Raw genomic sequence first — 22,598 nt, 5'->3', positions numbered from 1 at the left:
CAGTTACCGCTTCGAATAATTCCAAGACGAACAGGAGCCAGTTCATGACGGGGTGTGTGCTGATTGTGAGTGACGATGCGCAGGTCCACGAACAGCTGCGCAGCACCCTCGAGCCGCAGGGGTTCGAGATCCACTGCGCTGGCTCGCTCGATCAGGCCGATGCCTGCCTCGTCGGTCTGGCCATCGGACTGGTTGTGCTCGATGCAAGCTGGCCGGATGCCCTGGCCGTGACTCGACAATGGCGCGAGGAGTCGCAGGTCGGGATCATGCTCGTTGGCGACGACACCGAACGGCTTGCGGCGCTGGAATGCGGCGCAGACGAATACCTGGTGCAACCCGTGCAGCCACGAGAACTGCTCGCCCGCGCGCGCAACCTGTTGCGTCGGGTGCGCTCGTCCGTGCCGCTGGACACACACCTCAAACGTTTCGCCGGCTGGACTCTCGACACTGGTCGCCGGCGCCTGAAGGCTGGCGATGGCCGCGAAACCCTGCTCAGCCATGGCGAGTTCCAGCTCCTCAATGTGTTCATGCGCAACGTCGGTCAGACCCTGAGTCGCGACCAGTTGATGGATCAGTTGCGCAACCGTGAATGGCTGCCCAATGACCGCTCCATTGACGTGCTGGTGGGTCGACTTCGGCGCAAGCTGCAGGACAACCCGGCCGACCCCGAGCTGATCATCACCATTCATGGGGCCGGGTATCTGTTTACCGCAGCCGCTTCGCTGGCAGCCTGAATGTTCGAAGATGTAACAACTCTCGCTCGGTCTTTTTGATAAAGCCAAGCAATCCTTTTTAAAACAGTGAGTTAACTCAGTTTTCAGCGACTTTGAGCGTTTCAGGAAAAGATTGCCTCACTGTTGAACGAGTGTTTAATATCGACAGCATCCGAATCCTCAACAGAACAATAAAACGAGGGCTGGCATGAACTCACCATCCACCGGGCAACCTTCATCCACGGCCCTCACTGGCGGCCAGGCACTGGTGCGCCTGTTGTCCAATTACGGGGTCGATACCGTGTTCGGCATCCCCGGTGTTCACACCCTCGAGCTGTATCGCGGTCTGCCCGGCAGCGGCATTCGCCATGTGCTGACTCGGCATGAGCAGGGCGCCGGGTTCATGGCCGACGGTTACGCCCGAGTCAGTGGCAAGCCGGGGGTGTGCTTCGTCATCACCGGCCCCGGTGTCACCAATGCGGCAACCGCCATCGGCCAGGCCTACGCCGATTCGATTCCGATGCTGGTCATTTCCAGCGTCAACCACACCGCCAGCCTTGGTAAAGGGTGGGGTTGCCTGCACGAAACCCAGGATCAACGGGCGATCACCGCGCCCATCACCGCGTTTTCGGCGGTCGCCTTGCGCACCGACGATCTACCCGAACTGGTCGCCCGCGCCTTCGCCGTGTTCGACAGCGAGCGGCCGCGGCCGGTGCATATTTCTGTGCCGCTGGATGTGCTGGCGGGGGCGATCAGCCGGGATTGGAGTGGCGAGGTTGTGCGCCGCGCCGGACGTGGTCTGCCCGATGCCAGCGCCCTCGACGAAGCAGCCGGGCGACTGCTGGACGCCAGGCGGCCGATGATCATCGCCGGCGGTGGTGCGTTGGCCGCCGGGGCCGAGTTGCGAGCCCTGAGCGATCGCCTCGCCGCACCGTTGTTCACAAGCGTCGCGGGCAAAGGCTTGCTGGCACCCGACGCGCCCTTGAATGCCGGAGCCAGCCTGTGCGTGCAGACCGGTTGGGATTTGATCGCGCAAGCCGACGTGGTGCTGGCGGTCGGCACGGAAATGGCCGACACCGATTACTGGCGTGAGCGCCTGCCGGTCGGCGGCGAAGTGATCCGCATCGACATCGATTCGCGCAAGTTCAACGACTTCTACCCCAGTGCCGTCGCCTTGCACGGCGATGCCCTGCAAACGCTGGGTGCATTGTTGGCGCGCTTGCCCGGCGCCGCGCGTGATTCGGTTGAAGCGGTGGACGCCGTGGCCCGATTGAACGCTGCGGTCAGGGCCGGCCACGGCGATTTGCAGGCCCTGCACCAACGCATTCTCGACCGCATCGCCGCCGCAATGCCCGTCGACACCTTCATCAGCAGCGACATGACCCAACTGGCCTACACCGGCAACTACGCGTTTGCGAGCCAAGGTCCCCGAAGCTGGTTGCACCCGACCGGTTACGGCACCCTCGGTTACGGCCTGCCAGCGGGGATCGGTGCCAAATTTGGCGCACCGCAGCGACACGGCCTGGTGCTGGTGGGCGACGGCGGTTTTCTCTACACCGCGCAGGAACTGGCCACCGCCGTCGAGGAGCTCGACAGCCCGCTGGTGGTGCTGCTGTGGAACAACGACGCGCTGGGGCAGATCCGCGACGACATGCAAAGCCTGGATATCGAACCGGTTGGCGTGTTGCCCCGCAATCCGGACTTCGCAATGTTGGCCACGGCCTTCGGCTGCACCGTGCGGCAACCGCAAAACCTGGCTGAGTTGGAGAGCGACCTGCGCGCAGGTTTTACCCACGCCGGCGTGACGCTGATTGAGCTCAAGCACGACTGCGCGATGCGCTAAACCCGGCCGCCCCATCGCCCCTGTAGGAGCGGGCTTGCCCGCGATGGCGGTGTGTCATTCAACATTCTCTTCGGCTGACACACCGCCATCGCGAGCAAGCTCGCTCCTACAGGGGAGGTGTGCAGGCTCCCATGTACTGTCGTGAAAACGACCTGTTTACGCTGAACACGAACAAGTTTGTCTTTTCTGTTGAACGAGTGTTCAGTCTGGACTATGTTGGCTCCACCATCCCCCGGTTGGTTGCGGGCTTGCGTTTCTTCCATTCGAACGAGGCACTGGCATGCGGTTTTCACCTTTTGTTGAACGGATAGCCGGCGACGGCGTGGCCGCCTGGGACATTCACTACGCCGCGTATGAAGCCAAGCGTCGGGGCGAGGATGTGATCATCCTCAGCGTGGGCGACCCGGATTTTCCCACCCCCGATTTCATCACCGATGCCGCCATCCATGCGCTACGCGAAGGTGACACCCACTACACCGAAATTGCCGGTCGCCAGGCCCTGCGCGAAGCCATTGCGGGGCGCTACGGCAAGCTGTTCGATCGCCAGGTGCAAGCCGCTAATGTGATCATTGTCGCCGGCGCGCAAAATGCCTTGTTCGCCACCTCGATGTGCCTGCTCAGTGCCGGTGACGAAGTGATTGCCCTCGACCCGATGTACGTGACCTACGAGGCGACACTCAAGGCCTCCGGCGCCACGCTGGTGCGGGTGCCCTGTTCGGCAGACGCAGGGTTTCGCCTCGACGCCGCCGTGCTGGCCAAGGCCATTACACCGCGTACCCGCGCCATTTTCTTCTCCAACCCTAACAACCCAACCGGCGTGGTACTCAGCCGCGAAGAGCTGCAGGGCATCGCCGACCTCGCCATCGCCCATGACCTGTGGGTGGTGGTGGACGAGGTTTACGAAAGCCTGGCGTTCGAGCGCGACCACGTGAGCCTGGCGGCGTTGCCCGGCATGGCCGAGCGCTGCGTGGTGATCGGCAGCCTGTCCAAATCCCACGCGATGACAGGTTGGCGTACCGGTTGGATCGTCGCCGATCAAGCATTGGTGGCCCACGCCGAAACCCTGGTCTTGAGCATGCTGTATGGCTTGCCGGGGTTCGTCATGGAAGCTGCGTTGACGGCGGTGCAAGCCCATGACGAAGTGACCCGGGGCATGCGTGACATTTATCGTCATCGTCGTGACCTGGTGGTGGCGGGGCTGGCGGATTGTCCGGGCATTTCAGTGCTCACGCCCGACGCCGGGATGTTCGTGCTGATCGACGTGCGCGCCACCGGCCTGACTTCGCTGGAATTCGCCTGGCGCCTGTTGCGAGAAGGCGGCGTGTCGGTGCTGGATGCGGCGGCGTTTGGCGAACCGGCGCAAGGCTTTGTGCGCCTTTCGTTCACCCTGGGTGAGGAGCGGCTGAGCGAGGCCTGCCGGCGCATTCGTGATTTCGTTCGGGTGCTGCACGGCGAAGCGCCGCGACCTGCACTCGCGTCTGTCACTTGCAACGCGATGGCCGCCGAACCGGTGGTGGCCAAGACCATGATCGAGGTCGATCAACTGCACAAACGCTTTGGCAATATCGAGGTGCTCAAAGGCGTCTCGCTGACCGCCCGCGAAGGTGATGTGATTTCGCTGATCGGCGCCAGCGGCTCCGGCAAGAGTACCTTGCTGCGCTGCATCAACATGCTCGAAGTGCCGGATCAGGGACGCATCCTCGTGGACGGTGAGAGCATCCAGCTCAACCACTCCCGCCCCGGCGCGCCGCTGGTGTCGGACACCAAACAACTGGTGCGCATCCGTTCCAGCCTGGGCATGGTCTTCCAGAACTTCAACCTCTGGCCCCATCGCACGGTGCTGGAAAACCTCATCGAGGCGCCTACCCAGGTGCTGCGCGAAAGCCGTGCCGAAGCGACTGAGCGCGCCGAAGCCCTGCTGGAGCGCGTGGGGCTGGCGGCCAAGCGCAACGAGTACCCGGCGTTCCTGTCGGGTGGGCAGCAGCAACGGGTGGCCATCGCACGCGCCCTGGCCATGCGACCCAAGGTCATGCTGTTCGATGAACCCACCTCGGCACTCGACCCGGAACTGGTCGGCGAAGTGCTGCGGGTGATCCGCTCTCTCGCCGAAGAAGGCCGGACCATGATCCTGGTGACCCATGAAATGGCTTTCGCCCGCGATGTGTCGACCAAGATCGCCTACCTGCACCAGGGGCTGATCGAGGAAACCGGTTCGCCGGATGAAGTGTTCGTACACCCACGCAGTGAACGTTGCCGGCAGTTCGTCAACGCTCACCAGACTCGCTAACGCATCATAAAAAGACGGGAAAACATCATGGGAAATCGACGTTTGGCAAACTGGTTGACCGGCGTGGCCTGCGTAATGCTGGCCGGTATGAGTGCGGCGCAGGCCCAGCCGATCAGGTTCGCGGTGGCCGCCGAACCCTATCCGCCGTACACCGAAAAGCAGGCCAATGGTGAGTGGAAAGGTTTTGAAGTGGACCTGATCCACAAGCTGTGCAGCGAGATGAAAGCCGAGTGCGAGATCAAGGAAGTGGCGTGGGACGGGATCATTCCTTCGTTGCTGGCGAAGAAGATCGACGTGATTTTCTCCTCGATGTCGGTGACCGAGGAACGCGAAAAACAGATCGCCTTCAGCAAGGCGTACTACGACTCGGTGGTTGCGTTGGTCGGTCCGAAAGACGTGTCGGTGAAGAAGTATCCCGATGACCTCAAAGGCAAGACCATCGGCGTGCAGAACTCGACGGTGAGCGCCAGTTACCTGAAGACCTACTACGAGAAAATTGCCGACGTTAAATACTACGACACCCAGGACTCGGCTAACGCCGACCTGATCGCCGGGCGCATCGACCTGATGATGGCCGACGGCACCGCCATGGCGGCCTTCGTCAAGACCCCGGATGCCAAGGATCTGGCCTACCTCGGTGCCGTCCCGTACGACCCGATTTTCGGCAAGGGCGTGGGCGCCGGACTGCGCAAGGACGATGCTGAGCTCAAGGCCAAACTCGACAAGGCGATCACCTCGCTGCTGGCCAGCAAGGACTATGACGACCTGTCCGAGCATTACTTCGGCACCAGCGTAAAACCCACGTTCTGATGTTGCTATTCCTGTAGGAGCGAGCTTGCTCGCGATCGCGGTCTGTCATTGAAATTGATGTCGGCTGACACACCTCATCGCGAGCAAGCTCGCTCCTACAGGGATCCAACCGGAGACCGAAATGTTCGAGTTGATCAGTTTCAGTGAAACCGGCTGGGGCGGGGCGTTGTTGCGGGGGTTGTGGATGACTCTGCAGATCTCCGCCGGGGCGTTCGCGCTCGGGTTGTTGATCGGGCTGGTGGTCGCCTGCCTCAAGCTCAACGGCCCCCGGCCGATTGCCGCGCTGATGCGTGGCTACACCACCTTGTTCCGTGCCGTACCGGAGTTGCTGCTGATCCTGCTGCTGTATTACGTCGGCTCGATGCTGATCAACTCGATGATGGCTGAGCTGGGTTATGGCGTCATGAACGTGAGCGGCCCATTAGCCGCCATCGTCGTGCTGGGGCTGGTGCAGGGCGCCTATGCCTCGGAGATCTTCCGCGCGGCGATCCAGGCGATTCCCTATGGCCAGATTGAAGCGGCCAAAGCCTTCGGCCTTCACGGCTTCGCCTTGTTCCGGCGCGTCACGCTGCCGATCATGGCGCCCTATGCCATGGCGGGCATGGCCAACCTGTGGATCAACCTGATCAAGGACAGTGCCCTGATCAGCGTGGTGGGCACCAACGAGCTGTTGTACACCGCCAAGCAAGGCGCGGGTTCGACGCGTCATTACCTGTTGTTCTACCTCACGGCCGCCGCGATGTATTACGCGGTGACGCTGGTGTCCAACTACCTGTCGGGACGGCTTGAGCGACGCATTCGTCGCTGGATGCCCTTGGTTGAGTGATCGAAATGATTCCAGCGTGGATAATCGAATACGCGGCGCTGTTGGGTCGTGGCCTGCAAACCACCGTGAGCTTGTTGTTGCTGTCCAGTGTGTTCGGTTTCCTGCTGGCCATCCTGGTGGCCCTGGCGCGGATCTCGAAATACAAAATAATCGCAAGAGCCAGCCTGTTCTACACCAGCGTCTTCCGTGGCACACCGCTGCTGATCCAGATCTACATCTTCTATTACGGGCTCGGCAGTCTGTTCGCTCAATTCCCGCTGATTCGCGGCAGCTTCCTCTGGCCCTATCTGCGTGATGGCTACTGGTACATCGTCTTCGCCCTGGTGGTGTCCATGGGCGCCTATGTCGGCGAGGTGATTCGCGGTGGCCTGCTCGCCGTGCCCAAAGGTGAAATGGAAGCGGCCTCGGCCTTTGGCATGACGTCACGTCAATCGCTGTTGCGGGTACGGCTGCCGCGTGCCATGCGGTTGCTGTTGCCCACCCTGGCCGGTGAGACGGTGATGCTGCTCAAGTCCACGGCGCTGGCCTCGACCATTGCCGTGATCGACCTGCTCGGCGCCGCCAACGTGGTGCGCGCGCAAACCCTGCAAGTGTACGAACCCTTGTTGCTGGTGGCCGGCGTGTACGTGTGCCTGACGTTCCTGATCGAAGCGTTGTTCGGTTTCATCGAGCGCAGCGGCACGCCCGTGCGCAGGTCGGCTTGATGCAAGCGACCGTTCGCGTTGACCGCTCGTTGCAAGGCATCGGCCTGTGCACGCTGGGTTACGCCTTTCTCGCTCTGCAAGACGCCGGCATCAAGTGGCTGGTGGCCGATTACTCGGTGGTCACCATCCTGTTCTGGCGCAGCGTCGTGGTGGTGCTGGCCTGCCTGTTGATCGGACGCGTGACCATGGTGAGGCGCGCCTGGCGTTCACCGAGCCGGCGGCTGCTGATCATCCGTGGCTTGTTGTCGCTGGTGGCGTGGGTGCTGTACTACACGGCGGCCCGCGACCTGACGCTGGCAGAGATGACCACCCTGTATTTTTCCGCGCCGATCATTGTCACGGTGCTGGCGACATTGATCCTCAAGGAGCGGGCCAGCGGCTGGCAGTGGTTGAGCCTGGTGATCGGTTTCGTTGGCGTGATCATCGCCTGTCGTCCGAGCCAGATGGCTGATCCATTGCCCGTCGTGCTGACGTTGCTGGCAGCGCTCTGCTGGGCGTTCACCTATATCCAGTTGCGTCAGGTCGATGAGCAGACGTCGGTACTCGAGCAGTTGCTGATTACCAATGTGGTGTTCGTGGTGTGCATGACCCTCGCTTTGCCCTGGACGCACACGCCAACACCCACCCCGGCCTGGCTGGGCATGATCGGCGCGGGACTGGTGGGCGGCATCGGTCAGTTCCTGGTGTTCGCCAGTTTCCAGCGCGCCACGGCCACGGTGCTCGCACCGTTCGAATACACCGGGCTGATCTGGGCTTTCCTGCTGTCGAGCCTGATCTGGGGCACGCTGATGGATGTGTCGCTGATCATCGGTGCCGGGCTGATCGCGGTCAGCGGCACCCTGGCGATGATCTTTGGCCGCCACCCGTCACAGGACGTCGTCGGTGCTGAATGCTCCGTGACGCAACCCCTTTACCCAACAACGACTGATGTGCAGGCCGTTGGCGGGGCTGAAGGTGTCAGGGTTCAGGCACCACTCGAGCCAGAGTCCGTCGAGCATCGCCGATAGACCGATGGCGGCCAGGCGGGTGTCGTGGATCACGAAGCCTTCACTGGCGGCCAGGTCGTCGAGCAAGGTGCGCAGCAGGTCGAGGTAGGCGCGGTAACTTTTTTCGTGGGACTGGCTGACGTCGTCCGAATGGCGGATCAGGCTCCAGAACACCACCCACACGCCCAGCAGTTTGGGGTCCATGACCCTGGGGGAAAAAGAGCCGACGAGAAAGGTGTCCATTTTCTGCGCGGGCGTACCAGCCTGCTGGATTTCCTGGTGCAGGGCAGTGGTCAGCTCGCTGGCGAGTTTGTGGTAGGTGTCGGCGATCAACGCGTCGATGCTGCCGAAATGATGATTGAGCAGGCCGACGGACACCCCGGCCTCGGTGGCGATGCGGCGCACGGAGATGCCCGCGTGACCGTCACGGGCGAGGCAGCGCAAGGTGGCGGCCACCAGCAGTTCACGGCGTTCGTCGGGTTCAACGCGACGGTATTTGGGGGAGTCGGTAGTCACATCGAAATCCTTGGTTACGTTGTTTCGAAGCTTAGTTGAGCGTCTGTTCAATAGCCAGCGTTCGCAGCAGTGGTTGGCACGGGTTTCAAGGGGAGGGCAAGGAAATGGTTCAGGATGTCTCGTTCGATGTTCACAACAATAACGGCGATCCGGTGCGTGTCGGTGCCTGGCGCTTCAGCGGCAATGGCAGCGGCCCCATCGTGCATTTGCAGGCAGGGGTGCATGCCGATGAAATCGCCGGCATGCTCGTGCTGCACCTGCTGATGCAACGCCTGCAAGTCGCCCAGGAGCAGGGCCGGCTCAATGGCCAGGTGACGGTGGTGCCCCAGGCCAATCCACTGGGTGTCGGCCAGTTTCGCCAAGGGCGCATTCTCGGTCGTTTTCATGACGCCACCGGGCACAATTTCAATCGCGGGTTCGACCAGTCGACCGCCATGGCCCAGCCATCGACCAATGTGCAGCACTGGCAAAAAAGCCTGGTGCAACTGGCCGCCAGCGCGCAGGTGGTGCTGGACCTGCACACCGATGACGAAGCCTTGCCGTACCTCTACGTCCATCGCCGCTTCGCGTTGCAGGGGCGGCAATTGGCGGCGGCGATGAAGATGGAGCTGGCGATCATCTGGGATGACGGTGGCGACGGCTCATTCGAAGAAACCATCATTGCTCCCTGGCTGCGCGACGGTGTCAGCGACCGGCACATGGCCGCGACCCTGGAATTGCGCGGGCAGGGCGACGTCAACGACCACTTCGCCGAGCAGGACGCCCAGGGTCTCTACACCTGGCTCTGCCATTGCGGGGTTATCGATGGACCGTCGACGCTCGCCGACTGGCCTGTCGAGGTGAGGGACATGGCGCAGATGGAAACCCTGCTCGCGCCGAAGCCGGGCGTGCTGATCTTTGAAAAGGAGCTCGGGGATTTTGTTGAAGAGGGCCAGCGCTTCGCCCGTATCCTCGGCCGACCGGGTGATCCGTCTTCCGAAGTGGTGCTCTGCGCTGAACAGGCTGGACGGATGGTGACGCGTTACCGCGATCGCCTGGTGTCCCAGGGCATGGTAGTGGCCAAGTTCACCGGCAGCCGCGTTTCGCGCAACTGGAAGGGTGGGTTGCTCGACCCCAATTGAGGGCGAGCAATCCGGGGGCTAGAACGAGCAGACAGCGCCCTGGAACTCCACACGACCAAATTGCGCATTGTCGTCCAATGGCGTGATGGCAAGCAGTTGATCGAGACGGATCTCCTGCTGGCCGTCGGCGTTTTCAACGCAGAAAAACTCTTCCTTGTCGCTGGACGTGCGTGTGGTCAGCCCCTTGGCGGTGAGGCTCGCGCCGTCGATCAGCTCGATGTGTAACTGGTAACCACGCAGGCAGGCGATTTCCAGGTAGTCGTGTAGATCACAATCCAGGGGCTGATACTCATTCATGGCGTTACTCCTGGCAACCTTGCAGTTTGATGATGCATCGAAGTGTAGACAACTGCAGTCTCTGGTGCGTCCGCTGGGCCCGCTGGAGACCGAGCTGATCTGTCGGGTTACCCGAAACAACATCAGGCCAGTCCGCACAACTTGTCCGATCAGGATCTCATGATGTCTGTTAGGGATCTTATGATCACCGGGCAATCTCGCTAGTATCGCCTCGTGCAAAACAACCGGTGACGGCTTTGGCAGTGTCGAAAAACGATACTTCGCCAAACGTGCAGTTGCGCCTTGAAAAAGGCCGTCGGGTTTTGCCTGACCGTCTCGCTCATGAATAAAAATAAAAGAGAGTCCCTATGCGAAATTGCACGCTGGTCAATGCCACGGCTGTTGGCGCTTCTTTCAATCTATTGCTCTTGAGCGCCTCGCTCATTCCCCCTTCGGCGTCTGCCGAGGGGTTCATCGAAGATGCGCACGTGAGCGCCAACTTGAGAAACTACTACATCAACCGCAACTTCACCGAGAGCGCCTACCCTCAGGCCAAGGCGCAGGAGTGGACCCAGAGTGTGATCATGGACGCCCGCTCCGGATTCACCCCGGGTATCGTCGGTTTCGGTGTCGATGCACTGGGCCTCTACTCGCAGAAGCTCGACGGGGGTAAGGGCACGACTAATACCCAACTGCTGCCGGTGCACGGTGACGGACGGCCTGCGGATGACTTCGGTCGCCTGGCGGTTGCGGCCAAAATACGCTTTGCCAAGACCCAGGCGCGTATCGGCGAGTGGGTAGTGACGCTGCCGGTCATTCGTTCTGACGACGGGCGCTCGCTTCCACAAACTTTCCGTGGCGCGCAGATCACCTCCAAAGATCTGGACGACTTCACGTTTTATGGCGGTCAGTTTCGCGGCAACAGTCCGCGCAATGACGCGAGCATGGAAAGGATGTCGATGTTCAATCGACCGGACGTGACCTCGGATCGCTTCAATTTTTCCGGGGTGGAATACGCCTTCAATGACAAGCAGACCCAGGTCGGTGCCTGGTACGCGCAGTTGGAAGATATCTACCATCAGCGCTATTTCAACTTGACGCACTCCCAACCTTTGGGGCAATGGGTGTTGGGCGCAAATCTGAGCTACTTCAGCGGCGAGGACGACGGGAAGAAACTGGCCGGCGATCTCGACAACAAGACTTGGTCAGCCTTGTTGTCCGCGCGTTATCAGGCCAGCACGTTTTACCTGGGGTTGCAGAAGGTGGAGGGTGATAACTGGATGCGCCTCAATGGCACCAGTGGCGCGACGCTGGCGAACGACAGCTTCAGCAACAGTTACGATTTTGCCAACGAGCGATCCTGGCAGGTGCGCCATGACTTTGATTTCGCCGCACTGGGTGTTCCGGGGCTGACCGTGATGAACCGCTACATCAACGGTTCGGATGTGCATTCCGCGGGTGTCACTGATGGCAAGGAGTGGGGGCGCGAAACGGAATTTACCTATGTGGTACAGAGTGGAGCGCTCAGGAACCTGTCCCTTCGCTGGCGCAATTCGGTGATCAAGCGTGATTTCAGCCTGGCGGACTTCAACGAAAACCGCCTCATCGTCAGCTACCCGCTGTCCATCCTCTGAGCTTGATACGTTGATGGTCGACAGCGTCGACCATCAACTTCACCCCTGGCGGTAGTCTTTCGTGGTTTTGCCGGTCCAGCGCTTGAACGCTCGGCGGAAGTTGGTCGGCTCGGAAAAACCCAGCAGCAGCGCAATATCGTCGGTGCTCATGATGGTGGTCTTCAGGTACTCGATCGCCAGCGAGCAACGCACGTCATCGGTAATCGCCACAAATGAAGTGCCTTCGTCCTGCAATTTGCGACGCAGGCTGCGCGTGGTCATGTGCAACTTCTCGGCCACCGTTTCCATGTCCGGAAATGCCCCGGGGGTTTGCATCATCATCTGGTACACCTCGCCCGAAATCCCCGACGACACCTTTGCCTGGCCGATCAGACGGTCGCAGGTTTCCTGTAGAACGGTGGCCGTCAGACGGTGGGCCAGGTGGGGTTTGTGATCCAGGATCGAGCTGTCGTAATGCAATTCGCATTGGGGGTGATCGAAAATGCACGGGCAGCCCAGGTATTGCTCGTAGATATCGGCGTGGGGTGGCGCCGGGTAGGCAAAGCACGCCTTGGTGGGCGGACAGGTCTGGCCAAACACGTCCTGCAGGTGTGTGACGTGCTGGGTAAATTGTTGCTCGATCAGGAACCGCTTGATCTCCATCGAAGGCACCGGATTGGACGCGTCAGGGAAGGTCCAGACGGCCTCGCTCTCATATTCGTGCCATTCAATCGTCAGCGTTGGGGTGGCAAGCGAGTGGTATTTCACGCCGAGCCTGAAGTAGTCGCGCAATGACAGGCAGGACATCAAGGCGTACCCGTACATGCCATAGGCCGACAGATGCAGGCGCGAGCCGGTCTTGAACGGGGTGGCGGGGTCCTTGGACAGTGTCACCGCATTGCTGCAGACCGCTGCGTATTGCCTGACCGAAGTGAGCGCCGTTGCGTCGTAGATCGCTTCTTCGTCCACACCGCTGCCCTTGAGGCTGTCCGCCGGTGCGATGCCTTGTTCACTCAAGACTTCCACCAGTGCCGCGATCTTGTAGGGCGCGTAGATACGTTCGTTGAACAGCGGCGTTTTCGGCGGCATGGGCCGGCTCCTGAAGGTGTCCCTTAGGGATTCATTGATGTCCGTTAAGGATCTTACTAAGCCGTGGGAAATTCAATAAGCTCGTTTGCAAATGCAGTGGCGACAGTTCGGGCCTGTTCCCGGCGCACCTGCCCAACCAATAACAAGATCGGGTTACCCATGAGTTCAGTCAGCCGCAAAGTCATCATTTCCTGCGCGATCACCGGTGCGACGCATACACCGTCGATGTCCGAGTATCTGCCGCTCACTCCGGCGGACATCGAACGGCAGTCGATCGAGGCGGCCGAGGCCGGTGCGGCGGTGCTGCACTTGCATGCCCGCGACCCTCTGGACGGTCGTCCGACCCCGGACCCGGCGGTGTTCAGCCAGTTCGTGCCGGCCATTGCGCAAGCCACCGACGCCATCATCAACATCACCACCGGCGGCAGCACCCGTATGACGCTGGCGCAACGGCTCGCGTACCCGTTGCTCGCCAAGCCGGAGCTGTGCTCGTTGAACATGGGGTCGATGAACTTTTCGATCCATCCCATCGCCGGCAAGATTTCCAGTTGGCGGCACAGCTGGGAAAAGGAACACATCGAAGGCATGGAAGACGTTGTGTTCAAGAACACCTTCAAGGACATCCGCAACATCATGCTGGAGCTTGGCGAGTACGGCACCCGGTTCGAATTCGAGTGCTATGACGTCGGCCATCTGTACAACCTGGCGTACTTCGTGGAGCAGGGCCTGGTCAAGCCGCCGTTCTTCATCCAGTCGTGCTTCGGCATCCTCGGCGGCCTGGGCGCCGACCCGGAAAACATGAGCATCATGCGTGCTACTGCGGACCGCCTGTTCGGTCGGGAAAACTACCAGTTCTCCATCCTCGGTGCCGGTCGCCATCAGCTGTCGTTCGTGACCATGGGTGCGATCATGGGCGGCCACGTGCGGGTGGGGCTGGAAGACAGTATCTATCTGGCCAAAGGGGTGAAAGCCCGAACCAACGCCGAACAGGTGCGCAAGGTTCGCCACATTCTTGAAGAGCTGTCGTTCGAGATCGCAACGCCGGCAGAGGCGCGAGAGATGCTCGGTCTCAAGGGCAAAGACAAGGTCCAGCTGTAAACACGGCGTTTGAACCGTTAAAACAATAACAAGAAGAGGCTTCTCCATGACAATCATGCCAAGCACCAATGATTTGCATTGGCTTGCCACCCGGCGAGCAATGGCGCGACTCATCCCATTGATGTGTGCCATTTACTTCATGTCGTACCTGGACCGTACCAATGTCGCACTGGCCAAGGCTGCGTTGAACGCCGACCTCGGCATCAGTGCCGCTGCCTACGGTCTGGGTGCAGGGATTTTCTTCCTCGGGTATGCCCTGTTGGAGGTGCCCAGCAATTTGCTCGCGCATCGCATCGGGCCACGTCGCTGGATTGCCCGGATTGCGGTGACCTGGGGCACGCTGTCCTCGGCCATGATGTTTGTGCAGGGTGAATGGTCGTTCTACTTGTTGCGGGTCCTGCTGGGCATTGCCGAGGCCGGCCTGTTTCCTGCGCTGATGTACATGGTCACGCTGTGGTTCGCGCCCAAGGATCGCGCCATTGCCATCGGCTGGATCTACCTTGCCCCGGCGCTGGCCCTGGTCATCGGCAACCCGATTGGTGGCGCACTGATGAAAATGGACGGCATCGGTGGCCTGCATGGCTGGCAGTGGATGTTTTTGCTGGAAGGTCTGCCCAGCATCATTGTGGGGGTGATCCTGTGGTTCAAGCTGCCGGAGCGTCCACGGGACGCCCGCTGGCTGACGCCGGCACAAGCGCAATCGCTGGAAACCCATGCGTTGCTGCCCGGCCATGCGAATTCGCACGAATATTCCGGCCATTGGGTCAAGGCGCTCAAGCGTCCGACTACCATCCTGATCGGTTTGATTTATTTCTTGAACCAAGTAGCGTTTGTCGGGCTGGTGTTTTTCACGCCGTCGATCATTCAACAGATGCAAATTACGTCACCGCTGACCGTAGGGTTGCTGTCCAGCAGCGTCGGTTTCGGATTCCTCGCCGGGGTGCTGGTGTTGCCGCGAATCCACCGCAGGATCGCCCGGGACTGCTATTGCCTGGGGCTGTTCACCGTTGGCCTGATTGCCAGTTCGGTGGCGTTTACGCTCGTTGCTGATGCACCGGTTCGCATCGCGTTGTTTACCGCTACGGCATTCTTTGCCGGTGGGGTATTGCCGATCTACTGGGCCATCGCCATGAAACGCCTCCAAGGGATCCAGGCGGCCGCCGGCCTCGCGTTCATCAACACCATCGGTTTGCTGGGCGGTTTTGCCGGGCCGTACCTGTTCGGGATCGCCGAGAAAGCCACGGGGCTGAGTTCATCGGGTTTTTATGTGATTGTTGGCGCTGCGGTGCTGGGCTTGATCCTGGTGCCACTGCTGGCTAAAGCCATCGACAACGAAACAACGCCGGTTGCCGCCGAACTGGCCATCCAATAAGAGAGTTGCCATGAAAATTGTTGATTTGCTGACGCCGCCCGCCAACCTGAAAGTGATCATTACCGGTGGGGCGGCAGGCATTGGCGCGGTCATCGCCAGGGCCTTCCATGAAGTGGGTGCGCACGTCTATGTCTGCGATATCAATGCCGGTGCGGTCGAACGCATGAAAGTCGAGTTTCCCGGCATGCACGGCGGCGTCGTGGATGTCGGCATCAAGCAGCACGTTGACCGTGTGATGGATGAGGCAATCACGCTGCTCGGTGGTCTTGATGTGCTGGTGAACAACGCCGGAATCGCCGGCCCTACGGGTAACATCGAGTCGCTGGACAGCGATGCCTGGGAGCAGACGGTCGCGACCAACCTGAACAGTCAGTATTTCTTCCTGCGCAAAGCGGTGCCTTGGCTGAAAAAGTCTGGCCAGAACCCGCACATCATCGCAATGTCGTCCGTGGCAGGACGGCTGGGGTATCCCTTCAGGACGCCTTACGCGTCAACCAAGTGGGCAGTGGTCGGGCTGATGAAGTCGCTGGCCAGCGAGCTGGGGCCGGACAACATTCGGGTCAATGCAATCTTGCCAGGCGTCGTGGAAGGGGAGCGCATGGATCGGGTGATCGATGCCAGGGCGCAGACGCTTGGCATCAGCTTTGAGGCGATGCGCGATCAGTACCTGGAGAAAATCTCCCTGCGTCGGATGGTCACGATGGAGGACGTTGCCGCGCTGGCGCTGTTCCTGTCCTCACGCGCGGCGGTGAACGTTACCGGGCAGGCGATCAGCGTTGATGGCAACGTCGAGTACCTGTGACCGTAAAGCGATTGTTCCCGCGCAGCCTGTAAGCGCGGGTATCAACTCCCCCAACCCTCCCGTACCGCCCGGCGAATCGCCTCCAGCAGCATCGCGAACGCCGGGTTGTCATTGTTCTCCCGCCAGATCAGGTGCAGCTCGCTTTGCACCCCTTCGCCCAGGTCGATGTCGCGAAACACCACATTCCTGAACACCACACTGCTGGCGCAGCGCGGCACCAGGGCAAGGCCCATGCCGGCGTTGACCAGGGCCAGGATGGTCAGCGACGAGCCAAGCCATTGCACGTACTCCGGCGCCACCCGGGCGGAGCGGAGCATGCCGGTGAGCAGTTCGTTGAAGGGCGGATAGGCAGCGTGCGAGTACATGAGAAACGGCTGCCCATCCAGGTCGCTGACCGACACCGTGTCGGCGCGGGCCAGGCGATGCTGGCTGGGCACCGCCAGCACGAACGGCTCGCGGACCAGGCATTCGGTGGCGTAACCGGGCTCCAGCAACGGTGCGCGGGCAATGCCCAGGTCGATGCGCCGTGCGCGTAACGCCTCGTGCTGCTGATAAGTGTTCATCTCTGCCAGGTCGATTTTCACCTGGGGCTGCTTGAGCCGGGCTTCGGCGATCACCTTGGGCAAAAATTCATAGACGGCGCTGCCGACGAAACTGATGTTCACCGAACCGATGTCGCCCTCGGCGAAACGGCGGGCGGTGACAGCAGCCTGTTGCGCACGCTCCAGCAGGTTCTGCGCTTCGATGAAAAACGCCCGGCCCGCCGCGGTCAGCGCCACGCTGCGGGTGCTGCGGGTGAACAGTTCGACGCCCAGGTGATGCTCCAGCAACTGAATCTGCCGGCTCAGCGGCGGCTGGGTCATGTTCAACCGTTCGGCGGCCCGGCGGAAGTTGAGTTCGGTGGCCACCGTGGTGAAGCAGCGTAGTTGGGTCAGTTCGAACATTGATCTAATCCAGGTATCAATCAAGTGCCAAGTTAGATTAGACGGGATCAATGTCGGCGTCCATGATCGAACCGTCCCTAAAAAAACAATGAATGGGAGTCGCCCCTTGAATACCCTCCAGCCCGACCCGAACGTGCTCGCCCGCGCGGCGGCCAAGGTGAAACGCCACGTGCTGCCGCTCTTCGTGGTCATGTTCATCGTCAACTACATCGACCGGGTCAACATCGGCTTCGTGCGCAGTCACCTGGAAACCGACCTGGGCATCGGCGCTGCGGCCTATGGCCTGGGTGCCGGTCTGTTCTTCATCGGTTACGCCATCTTCGAAGTCCCGTCCAACATGCTGCTGCAACGCTACGGCGCCCGCGCCTGGCTCACGCGCATCATGTTCACCTGGGGCGCGGCCGCCATGGCCATGGCCTTCGTGCGTGGCGAGACCAGCTTCTATGTGCTGCGCTTCATTCTGGGCGCGGCCGAGGCCGGGTTCTTCCCCGGCATCATCTACTACTTCACCCAATGGCTGCCGGCCACAGAGCGCGGCAAGGCCATGGCGATTTTCCTCAGTGGTTCGGCCATTGCCTCGGTGATTTCCGGCCCGGTCTCCGGCGCCTTGCTGCACGTGAGCGGGTTGAGCCTGCACGGCTGGCAGTGGATGTTCCTGATCGAGGGTTTCGCCTCGATCGTGCTCTGCGGCTTCGTCTGGTTCTGGTTGCAGTCCCATCCACGCCAGGCCAACTGGTTGAGCACTGAAGAAAAAGACGCGCTGATCGACGCCATCGCCCTGGAACAGCAGGCCCGTGAAGCCACCCAAACGGTCAAGCCGTCGATGTTCAAGCTCCTGGCGGACAGGCAGATCGCGCTGTTCTGTTTCATCTACTTTTCCATCGCCCTGACCATATACGGCGCCACATTCTGGTTGCCGAGCATGATCAAGAAGATGGGCAACCTCGGCGACTTCCAGGTCGGCCTGTTCAACTCGATTCCCTGGATCATCTCCATCGTCGCCATGTACGGCTTCGCGGCCATGGCCTCCAAGTGGAAATACCAACAGGCCTGGGTCGCGCTGACGCTGGTGATTGCCGCCACAGGCATGTTCATGTCCACCACGGGCGGGCCGGTGTTTGCCTTCGTCGCCATCTGTTTTGCCGCGATCGGCTTCAAGGCGGCCTCAGCCCTGTTCTGGCCCATTCCCCAAGGCTACCTGGATGCGCGCATCGCCGCGGCGGTGATCGCCCTGATCAACTCCATCGGCAACCTCGGCGGCTTCGTGGCCCCGGCGACCTTCGGTTTCCTGGAGCAGAAAACCGGTTCCATCGAAGGTGGCCTCTATGGTCTGGCCGCTACATCGCTGGTGGCGGCGGTGGTGATTTTCTTCGCCCGCACGTCGCCACACACCTCTTTTCGTCACCCCGCCTTGAAACCTGAGCCAAAGGGAGCAGCCTCTTGAAAATCACCCGAGTCACCGTCACCCCCATTGCTTTCCGTGATCCGCCGCTGCTCAATGCCAGCGGGATTCACGAGCCCTTTGCACTGCGGTCGATCATCGAGATCGAGAGCGACAACGGCTACATCGGTCTGGGGGAAAGCTACGGCGACGCACCCGCGCTGGCGATCCAGCAGCAATTGCAGTCGCAATTGATCGGCCTGGACCCATTCAACCTCAATGAGCTGCGGCGCATCGTCCAGGCCACCGTGGCGGCGAACAAGCCCGCGAGCCTGGCCGGCGCCGAGCTGGCACCGGGCTCCCACGCCAGCAAAGCGGTGAGCAACGCCTATTCGGCGTTTGAAGTGGCGTTCCTGGATTTGCAGGCGCATTCGTTGAACGTGCCATTGGTGGACTTGTTGGGCGGGGCGATTCGTGACGAGATTCCGTTTAGCGCCTACCTTTTTTTCAAGTACGCCGAACATGTGAACTCACCCTACAAACCGGATAACTGGGGTGAGGCGCTGAACGAAGAACAGATCGTCGCGCAGGCCCGTCGGATGATCGAGGCCTACGGCTTCAAGAGCATCAAACTCAAGGCCGGCACGCTGCCGCCGGAGCACGAAGTGTCGTGCATCAAGGCATTGAAAAAGGCGTTCCCCGGTTATCCCTTGCGCATCGACCCGAACGGCAACTGGTCCCTGGAAACCTCTATCCGCATGGCCGAATTGCTGGGCGACGATTTGCAATATTACGAAGATCCTACCCCGGGCCTGGACGGGATGGCCGAGCTGCACAAGCGCACAGGCCTGCCATTGGCGACCAACATGGTGGTCACCGATTTCGACGAGTTCCGCCGTAGCATCGCCTTGAACAGCGTGCAGATCGTCCTCGCCGACCATCATTACTGGGGCGGCCTGCGCGACACCCAGGCGTTGGCGAAAATGTGCGAGACCTTTGGCCTGGGCGTCTCGATGCATTCCAACTCGCACCTGGGCATCAGCCTGATGGCGATGGCCCACGTGGCCGCGTCGGTGCCGAACCTCGATTACGCCTGCGACACCCATTACCCGTGGCAGGAACCGGACGAAGAAGTGATCAAGGGTGGCAAGTTGCCGATTGTTGATGGTTGCGTGAAGATCACCCGCGCGCCGGGCCTGGGCCTGGAGCTGGATCACGATCAACTCGGCAAGCTGCATGACCAGTACCTGACCTGCGGCATTCGCCAGCGCGACGACGTCAAACAGATGCAGCGCTACAAACCGGAGTGGAAAGCGCTCAAGCCGCGCTTCTGAGTGCGGCGAGCAAACGCTCGATCTGGGCCAGCTCCCAGGTACTGAGCAGGTTCACCGGATCGGTGCGCAGCCAGAGGTCGTGCCCGGCTTCGCGACCATCCGGGCTGCGGCAATGTTGGCAGTGGCGCAGATGTGTGCCGTCGACCTCGAGGGTCAGGTGCCAACCCTCGATGTCGACGGTCACCAGGCCGAACTCGTCGGGTGCGCTCACCCGACGCATCGGCCGAACCTCAAGCGCTGCATCGCGCAGCAATTGGTAAATCTCACGGGTGCCCAATGCCATGAATTTCCCCGAATCCCTGTAGGAGCGAGCATGCTCGCGATGGAAGTCCAGACACTGCGGGGCGTCAGGTGCCCAGCGTCATCGTTGACGACCATCGCGAGCATGCTCGCTCCTACAGGATATCTATATTCTATTAAGAAATAACCAAATAATAATTAAGAATTATTTTGTATATCAAATTTCATGCACTATCGCTGCGACCATTTTTCTGACCTCACAGCGAGTATCTCATGGCAACCCCTAACAAGACCCTTCTGGCCATAACGCTTGCAGCGGCGGTTGCGCTGCTGACCCCCGGTGCCCAGGCGGAGGGAAAGATCAGCATTGCCCAGCAATTCGGCATCGGTTACCTGATCCTGGACGTGGTGCGCGACCAGCAGTTGATCGAGAAACACGGCAAGGAACAGGGCCTGGACATCAAGGTCGATTGGAACAGCATCTCCGGTGCTACGGCGATGAACGAAGCGCTGCTCGCTGGCGCCCTGGACGTGGTGTCGGCGGGCGTGCCGCCGATGTTGACCATCTGGGACCGCACCAAGGGCAAGCAGAACGTCAAGGCGATTGCCTCGCTGGGTTCGATGCCCAATTACCTGCTGACCAACAACCCGAATGTCAAAACCCTGAAGGATTTCTCCGACAAGGACCGCATTGCCGTGCCGGCTGCCGGGGTCGGGTTCCAGTCCCGCACCTTGCAGATCGAAACGGCCAAGCAGTTCGGCAACGAGCACTACAAGAAATTCGACGACATTTCGATCAGCCTGGCCCACCCCGATGCAACGGCTGCACTGATTGCCGGTGGCTCGGAGATCAATTCGCACTTTTCCAGCCCGCCGTTCCAGTATCAGGAATTGCAGAACCCCAATGTGCACAAAGTGTTGAGTTCCTACGACGTGCTGGGTGGTCAGGCAACCTTCAACGTGTTGTACACCACGGAAAAATTCCACGACGAAAACCCGAAGACCTACAAGGCCTTCTACGACGCACTGGCTGAAGCGGAGAAGATCATCAAGGCCGACAAGTCCGCCGCCGCCAAGACCTACATCCGCGTCGAGCAGTCGAAGCTGCCGCTCGAACTGGTCGAGAAGATCGTCAATGACCCGGAAATCAACTTCACCGTCGTGCCGCAGCGCACGGGTGTCTACGCCGAGAAGCTGCAGGAGCTGGGCGTGCTGAAAAACAAGGCTGAAAGCTGGAAGGACTACTTCTTCGAAGAAGCCCACGGTGGTGCTGGCAGCTAATACGCCAGACTTCATCACTACCACCGAAGAGGGATGGCTGTTTGCCTCACGTGTGGTTATGCTCGGCAGGTTTTGCGTTTGCCAATCATTAACAACAAAGTGATGACATGAGCCCAATAGAGACGCGTGCGACGGCGCTGGCGCTGTATCCGGAAGACTCCCGCGAGGCCGCGGCTCTGCTCAAACAAGCTGTTCCCCTGATGGTGAAACACAACATCCCGCCCAATCCGGTGCATTACGCGCTGTGGTACACCTACAGCAAGGGCGAGGACACCGAGCTCAATCGTCACCTGGATCGCGTGGTCAGGGACTTCGACGGCTTTCCGCCGGAGTCGGCCACGCGGTTGTTTCGCGATTACATCATCCGTGATGAGCTGGAAGAGGCGCGCGCCGGGCAGCAACAGGCGATCAACCTGGTAGACGACATGCACCGCGACGTGTCCCGCAGCGTCGAGGGCAGTCTGGATTTCCAGAGCAGCCTGGGGCGTTGTATCGAGATGCTCGAGTCGCCGGCCAACGAACGCTTGCCGGACATCCTCAGCGAGCTGCAACACAGCACCCAACTCATGCAGACTCAACAGGAACGATTCCTGTCGCAACTGAGCACCGCGCAAAACGAGATCAAGAGCCTGCGGGACAAGCTCGAACGCGCACAACTGGCCGCGACCCTCGATGGCCTGACCGAGTTGCTCAATCGCAGCGCGTTCGCCCGCCTGCTGGATGAGGCGTTAGGTCACGGCGCTTCGGGTGTTGCGCTGGTGATGCTCGATATCGACCACTTCAAACAATTCAACGATCAATACGGCCATCCGTTGGGTGATCGCGTACTCAAGCATGTCGCGCAGGTGTTGCGCAGTTCGCTGCAAGTCCACGCCACGGCAGCGCGTTACGGCGGCGAGGAGTTCTGCGTGATTCTGGAGCACTGCCCGGACCTGGAAACGGCTGTCGTATTCGCCGAGCAGATACGCACGAAGGTGCAGTCCTTGCGCATCAAGGCCCGTGGCGACGGCAAGGTGCTCGATACTATCACCGCGTCCTTTGGCGTGGCCTTCGCGCAACCGGGCGAGCAACCGGACAACCTGCTGACCCGGGCCGATGACGCCCTGTACCAGGCCAAGCGCACGGGGCGTAATCGCGTCCATCGCTGAATACCTGACTACTGTAGGAGCGAGCATGCTCGCGATGGTCGTTAACGATAACGCTGGCTACCAGATACCCTGCGGTGCCGGTGACACCATCGCGAGCATGCTCGCTCCTACAGGAGATCTGTGTCGCTTCTCATTATGAGAAAAACTCGCGATCATCGCGATTAAAATGAGTTTGTCTCACTGGATGCCTACTACCGACAATGTGCCCATCAAA

At 60.7% G+C, this 22,598-nt stretch carries 20 protein-coding genes and 1 pseudogene; 16 read left to right on the top strand and 5 right to left on the bottom strand.

Annotated elements, in window-relative coordinates:
* The first annotated feature begins 44 nt into the window (after window positions 1-44).
* The 7 genes from AB4O36_RS14390 to AB4O36_RS14360 all read left to right on the top strand — a co-directional run bounded on the left by AB4O36_RS14390 (window position 45) and on the right by AB4O36_RS14360 (window position 8,190).
* On the top strand, window positions 45-734 hold the full coding sequence (locus AB4O36_RS14390; protein WP_460142083.1) for a winged helix-turn-helix domain-containing protein: 690 nt from the start codon (window positions 45-47) through the stop codon (window positions 732-734).
* Window positions 735-921: 187 nt separating this feature from the next.
* Complete coding sequence (locus AB4O36_RS14385; RefSeq protein ID WP_460142082.1) at window positions 922-2,556, top strand: 5-guanidino-2-oxopentanoate decarboxylase; 1,635 nt, start codon at window positions 922-924, stop codon at window positions 2,554-2,556.
* Between the two features lie 280 nt (window positions 2,557-2,836).
* Entirely contained in the window at window positions 2,837-4,843 is a 2,007-nt protein-coding gene (locus AB4O36_RS14380; RefSeq protein WP_460142081.1) for an aminotransferase class I/II-fold pyridoxal phosphate-dependent enzyme, read from the top strand.
* A 27-nt stretch (window positions 4,844-4,870) separates the two neighbouring features.
* Window positions 4,871-5,653 (top strand): transporter substrate-binding domain-containing protein, encoded by a 783-nt coding sequence (locus tag AB4O36_RS14375; RefSeq protein WP_460126281.1) that lies wholly within the window; start codon window positions 4,871-4,873, stop codon window positions 5,651-5,653.
* Window positions 5,654-5,774: 121 nt separating this feature from the next.
* Entirely contained in the window at window positions 5,775-6,479 is a 705-nt protein-coding gene (locus tag AB4O36_RS14370; protein ID WP_460126279.1) for an ABC transporter permease, read from the top strand.
* A gap of 5 nt (window positions 6,480-6,484) precedes the next feature.
* Window positions 6,485-7,183, top strand: coding sequence for an ABC transporter permease (locus AB4O36_RS14365; RefSeq protein ID WP_460126740.1), 699 nt, complete (start codon window positions 6,485-6,487; stop codon window positions 7,181-7,183).
* Window positions 7,183-8,190, top strand: a complete 1,008-nt coding sequence (locus AB4O36_RS14360; protein WP_460126277.1) for a DMT family transporter — start codon at window positions 7,183-7,185, stop codon at window positions 8,188-8,190. Before AB4O36_RS14365 ends, AB4O36_RS14360 begins: the two co-directional genes overlap by 1 nt.
* Here AB4O36_RS14360 and AB4O36_RS14355 read toward each other — a convergent pair.
* Window positions 8,146-8,574 (bottom strand): annotated as a pseudogene (locus AB4O36_RS14355) (TetR family transcriptional regulator C-terminal domain-containing protein); the annotation flags it as partial. The gene AB4O36_RS14360 and the pseudogene AB4O36_RS14355 sit on opposite strands and share 45 nt — an antisense overlap.
* A gap of 215 nt (window positions 8,575-8,789) precedes the next feature.
* Here AB4O36_RS14355 and AB4O36_RS14350 point away from each other — a divergent pair.
* Window positions 8,790-9,806, top strand: coding sequence for a M14 family metallopeptidase (locus tag AB4O36_RS14350; RefSeq protein ID WP_460142080.1), 1,017 nt, complete (start codon window positions 8,790-8,792; stop codon window positions 9,804-9,806).
* Between the two features lie 18 nt (window positions 9,807-9,824).
* Here AB4O36_RS14350 and AB4O36_RS14345 read toward each other — a convergent pair whose 3' ends face one another.
* Window positions 9,825-10,103 (bottom strand): Rho-binding antiterminator, encoded by a 279-nt coding sequence (locus AB4O36_RS14345; protein WP_460142079.1) that lies wholly within the window; start codon window positions 10,101-10,103, stop codon window positions 9,825-9,827.
* 347 nt (window positions 10,104-10,450) lie between these two features.
* On the opposite strand from AB4O36_RS14345, the gene AB4O36_RS14340 reads away from it, so the two are divergent.
* Window positions 10,451-11,716, top strand: coding sequence for an OprD family porin (locus AB4O36_RS14340; RefSeq protein ID WP_460142078.1), 1,266 nt, complete (start codon window positions 10,451-10,453; stop codon window positions 11,714-11,716).
* A 39-nt stretch (window positions 11,717-11,755) separates the two neighbouring features.
* Here AB4O36_RS14340 and AB4O36_RS14335 read toward each other — a convergent pair whose 3' ends face one another.
* Complete coding sequence (locus AB4O36_RS14335) at window positions 11,756-12,784, bottom strand: AraC family transcriptional regulator (RefSeq protein ID WP_460126269.1); 1,029 nt, start codon at window positions 12,782-12,784, stop codon at window positions 11,756-11,758.
* Window positions 12,785-12,943: 159 nt separating this feature from the next.
* Between AB4O36_RS14335 and AB4O36_RS14330 the strand changes: the two genes are divergently transcribed.
* The 3 genes from AB4O36_RS14330 to AB4O36_RS14320 are packed head-to-tail and all read left to right on the top strand — an operon-like array spanning window position 12,944 to window position 16,056.
* Window positions 12,944-13,882, top strand: coding sequence for a beta-keto acid cleavage family enzyme (locus tag AB4O36_RS14330; protein ID WP_460126267.1), 939 nt, complete (start codon window positions 12,944-12,946; stop codon window positions 13,880-13,882).
* A gap of 46 nt (window positions 13,883-13,928) precedes the next feature.
* Complete coding sequence (locus AB4O36_RS14325) at window positions 13,929-15,254, top strand: MFS transporter (protein WP_460126265.1); 1,326 nt, start codon at window positions 13,929-13,931, stop codon at window positions 15,252-15,254.
* 10 nt (window positions 15,255-15,264) lie between these two features.
* On the top strand, window positions 15,265-16,056 hold the full coding sequence (locus tag AB4O36_RS14320; RefSeq protein ID WP_460126263.1) for an SDR family oxidoreductase: 792 nt from the start codon (window positions 15,265-15,267) through the stop codon (window positions 16,054-16,056).
* A gap of 41 nt (window positions 16,057-16,097) precedes the next feature.
* On the opposite strand, the gene AB4O36_RS14315 is transcribed toward AB4O36_RS14320, so the two are convergent.
* Window positions 16,098-17,000 (bottom strand): LysR family transcriptional regulator, encoded by a 903-nt coding sequence (locus tag AB4O36_RS14315; RefSeq protein WP_460126261.1) that lies wholly within the window; start codon window positions 16,998-17,000, stop codon window positions 16,098-16,100.
* Window positions 17,001-17,106: 106 nt separating this feature from the next.
* Here AB4O36_RS14315 and AB4O36_RS14310 point away from each other — a divergent pair, with 106 nt between their 5' ends.
* Complete coding sequence (locus AB4O36_RS14310; RefSeq protein ID WP_460126259.1) at window positions 17,107-18,444, top strand: MFS transporter; 1,338 nt, start codon at window positions 17,107-17,109, stop codon at window positions 18,442-18,444.
* Window positions 18,441-19,715, top strand: a complete 1,275-nt coding sequence (locus AB4O36_RS14305) for a glucarate dehydratase family protein (RefSeq protein WP_460142077.1) — start codon at window positions 18,441-18,443, stop codon at window positions 19,713-19,715. Before AB4O36_RS14310 ends, AB4O36_RS14305 begins: the two co-directional genes overlap by 4 nt.
* Here the strand turns inward: AB4O36_RS14305 and AB4O36_RS14300 are convergent.
* Window positions 19,699-19,998, bottom strand: coding sequence for a DUF7693 family protein (locus AB4O36_RS14300; protein ID WP_460142076.1), 300 nt, complete (start codon window positions 19,996-19,998; stop codon window positions 19,699-19,701). The genes AB4O36_RS14305 and AB4O36_RS14300 overlap by 17 nt on opposite strands.
* A 230-nt stretch (window positions 19,999-20,228) precedes the next feature.
* Between AB4O36_RS14300 and AB4O36_RS14295 the strand changes: the two genes are divergently transcribed.
* Together AB4O36_RS14295 and AB4O36_RS14290 are read left to right on the top strand one after the other, a co-directional pair.
* Window positions 20,229-21,236 (top strand): ABC transporter substrate-binding protein, encoded by a 1,008-nt coding sequence (locus AB4O36_RS14295; RefSeq protein WP_460126253.1) that lies wholly within the window; start codon window positions 20,229-20,231, stop codon window positions 21,234-21,236.
* Window positions 21,237-21,343: 107 nt separating this feature from the next.
* Window positions 21,344-22,384, top strand: coding sequence for a GGDEF domain-containing protein (locus tag AB4O36_RS14290; RefSeq protein ID WP_460142075.1), 1,041 nt, complete (start codon window positions 21,344-21,346; stop codon window positions 22,382-22,384).
* The last annotated feature ends 214 nt before the right edge of the window (window positions 22,385-22,598 follow it).

The sequence above is a fragment of the Pseudomonas sp. S2_E01 genome (assembly GCF_054668365.1).
Note: the sequence above shows the minus strand (reverse complement) of the source record. Positions and strands in the feature narration are given on the sequence as shown.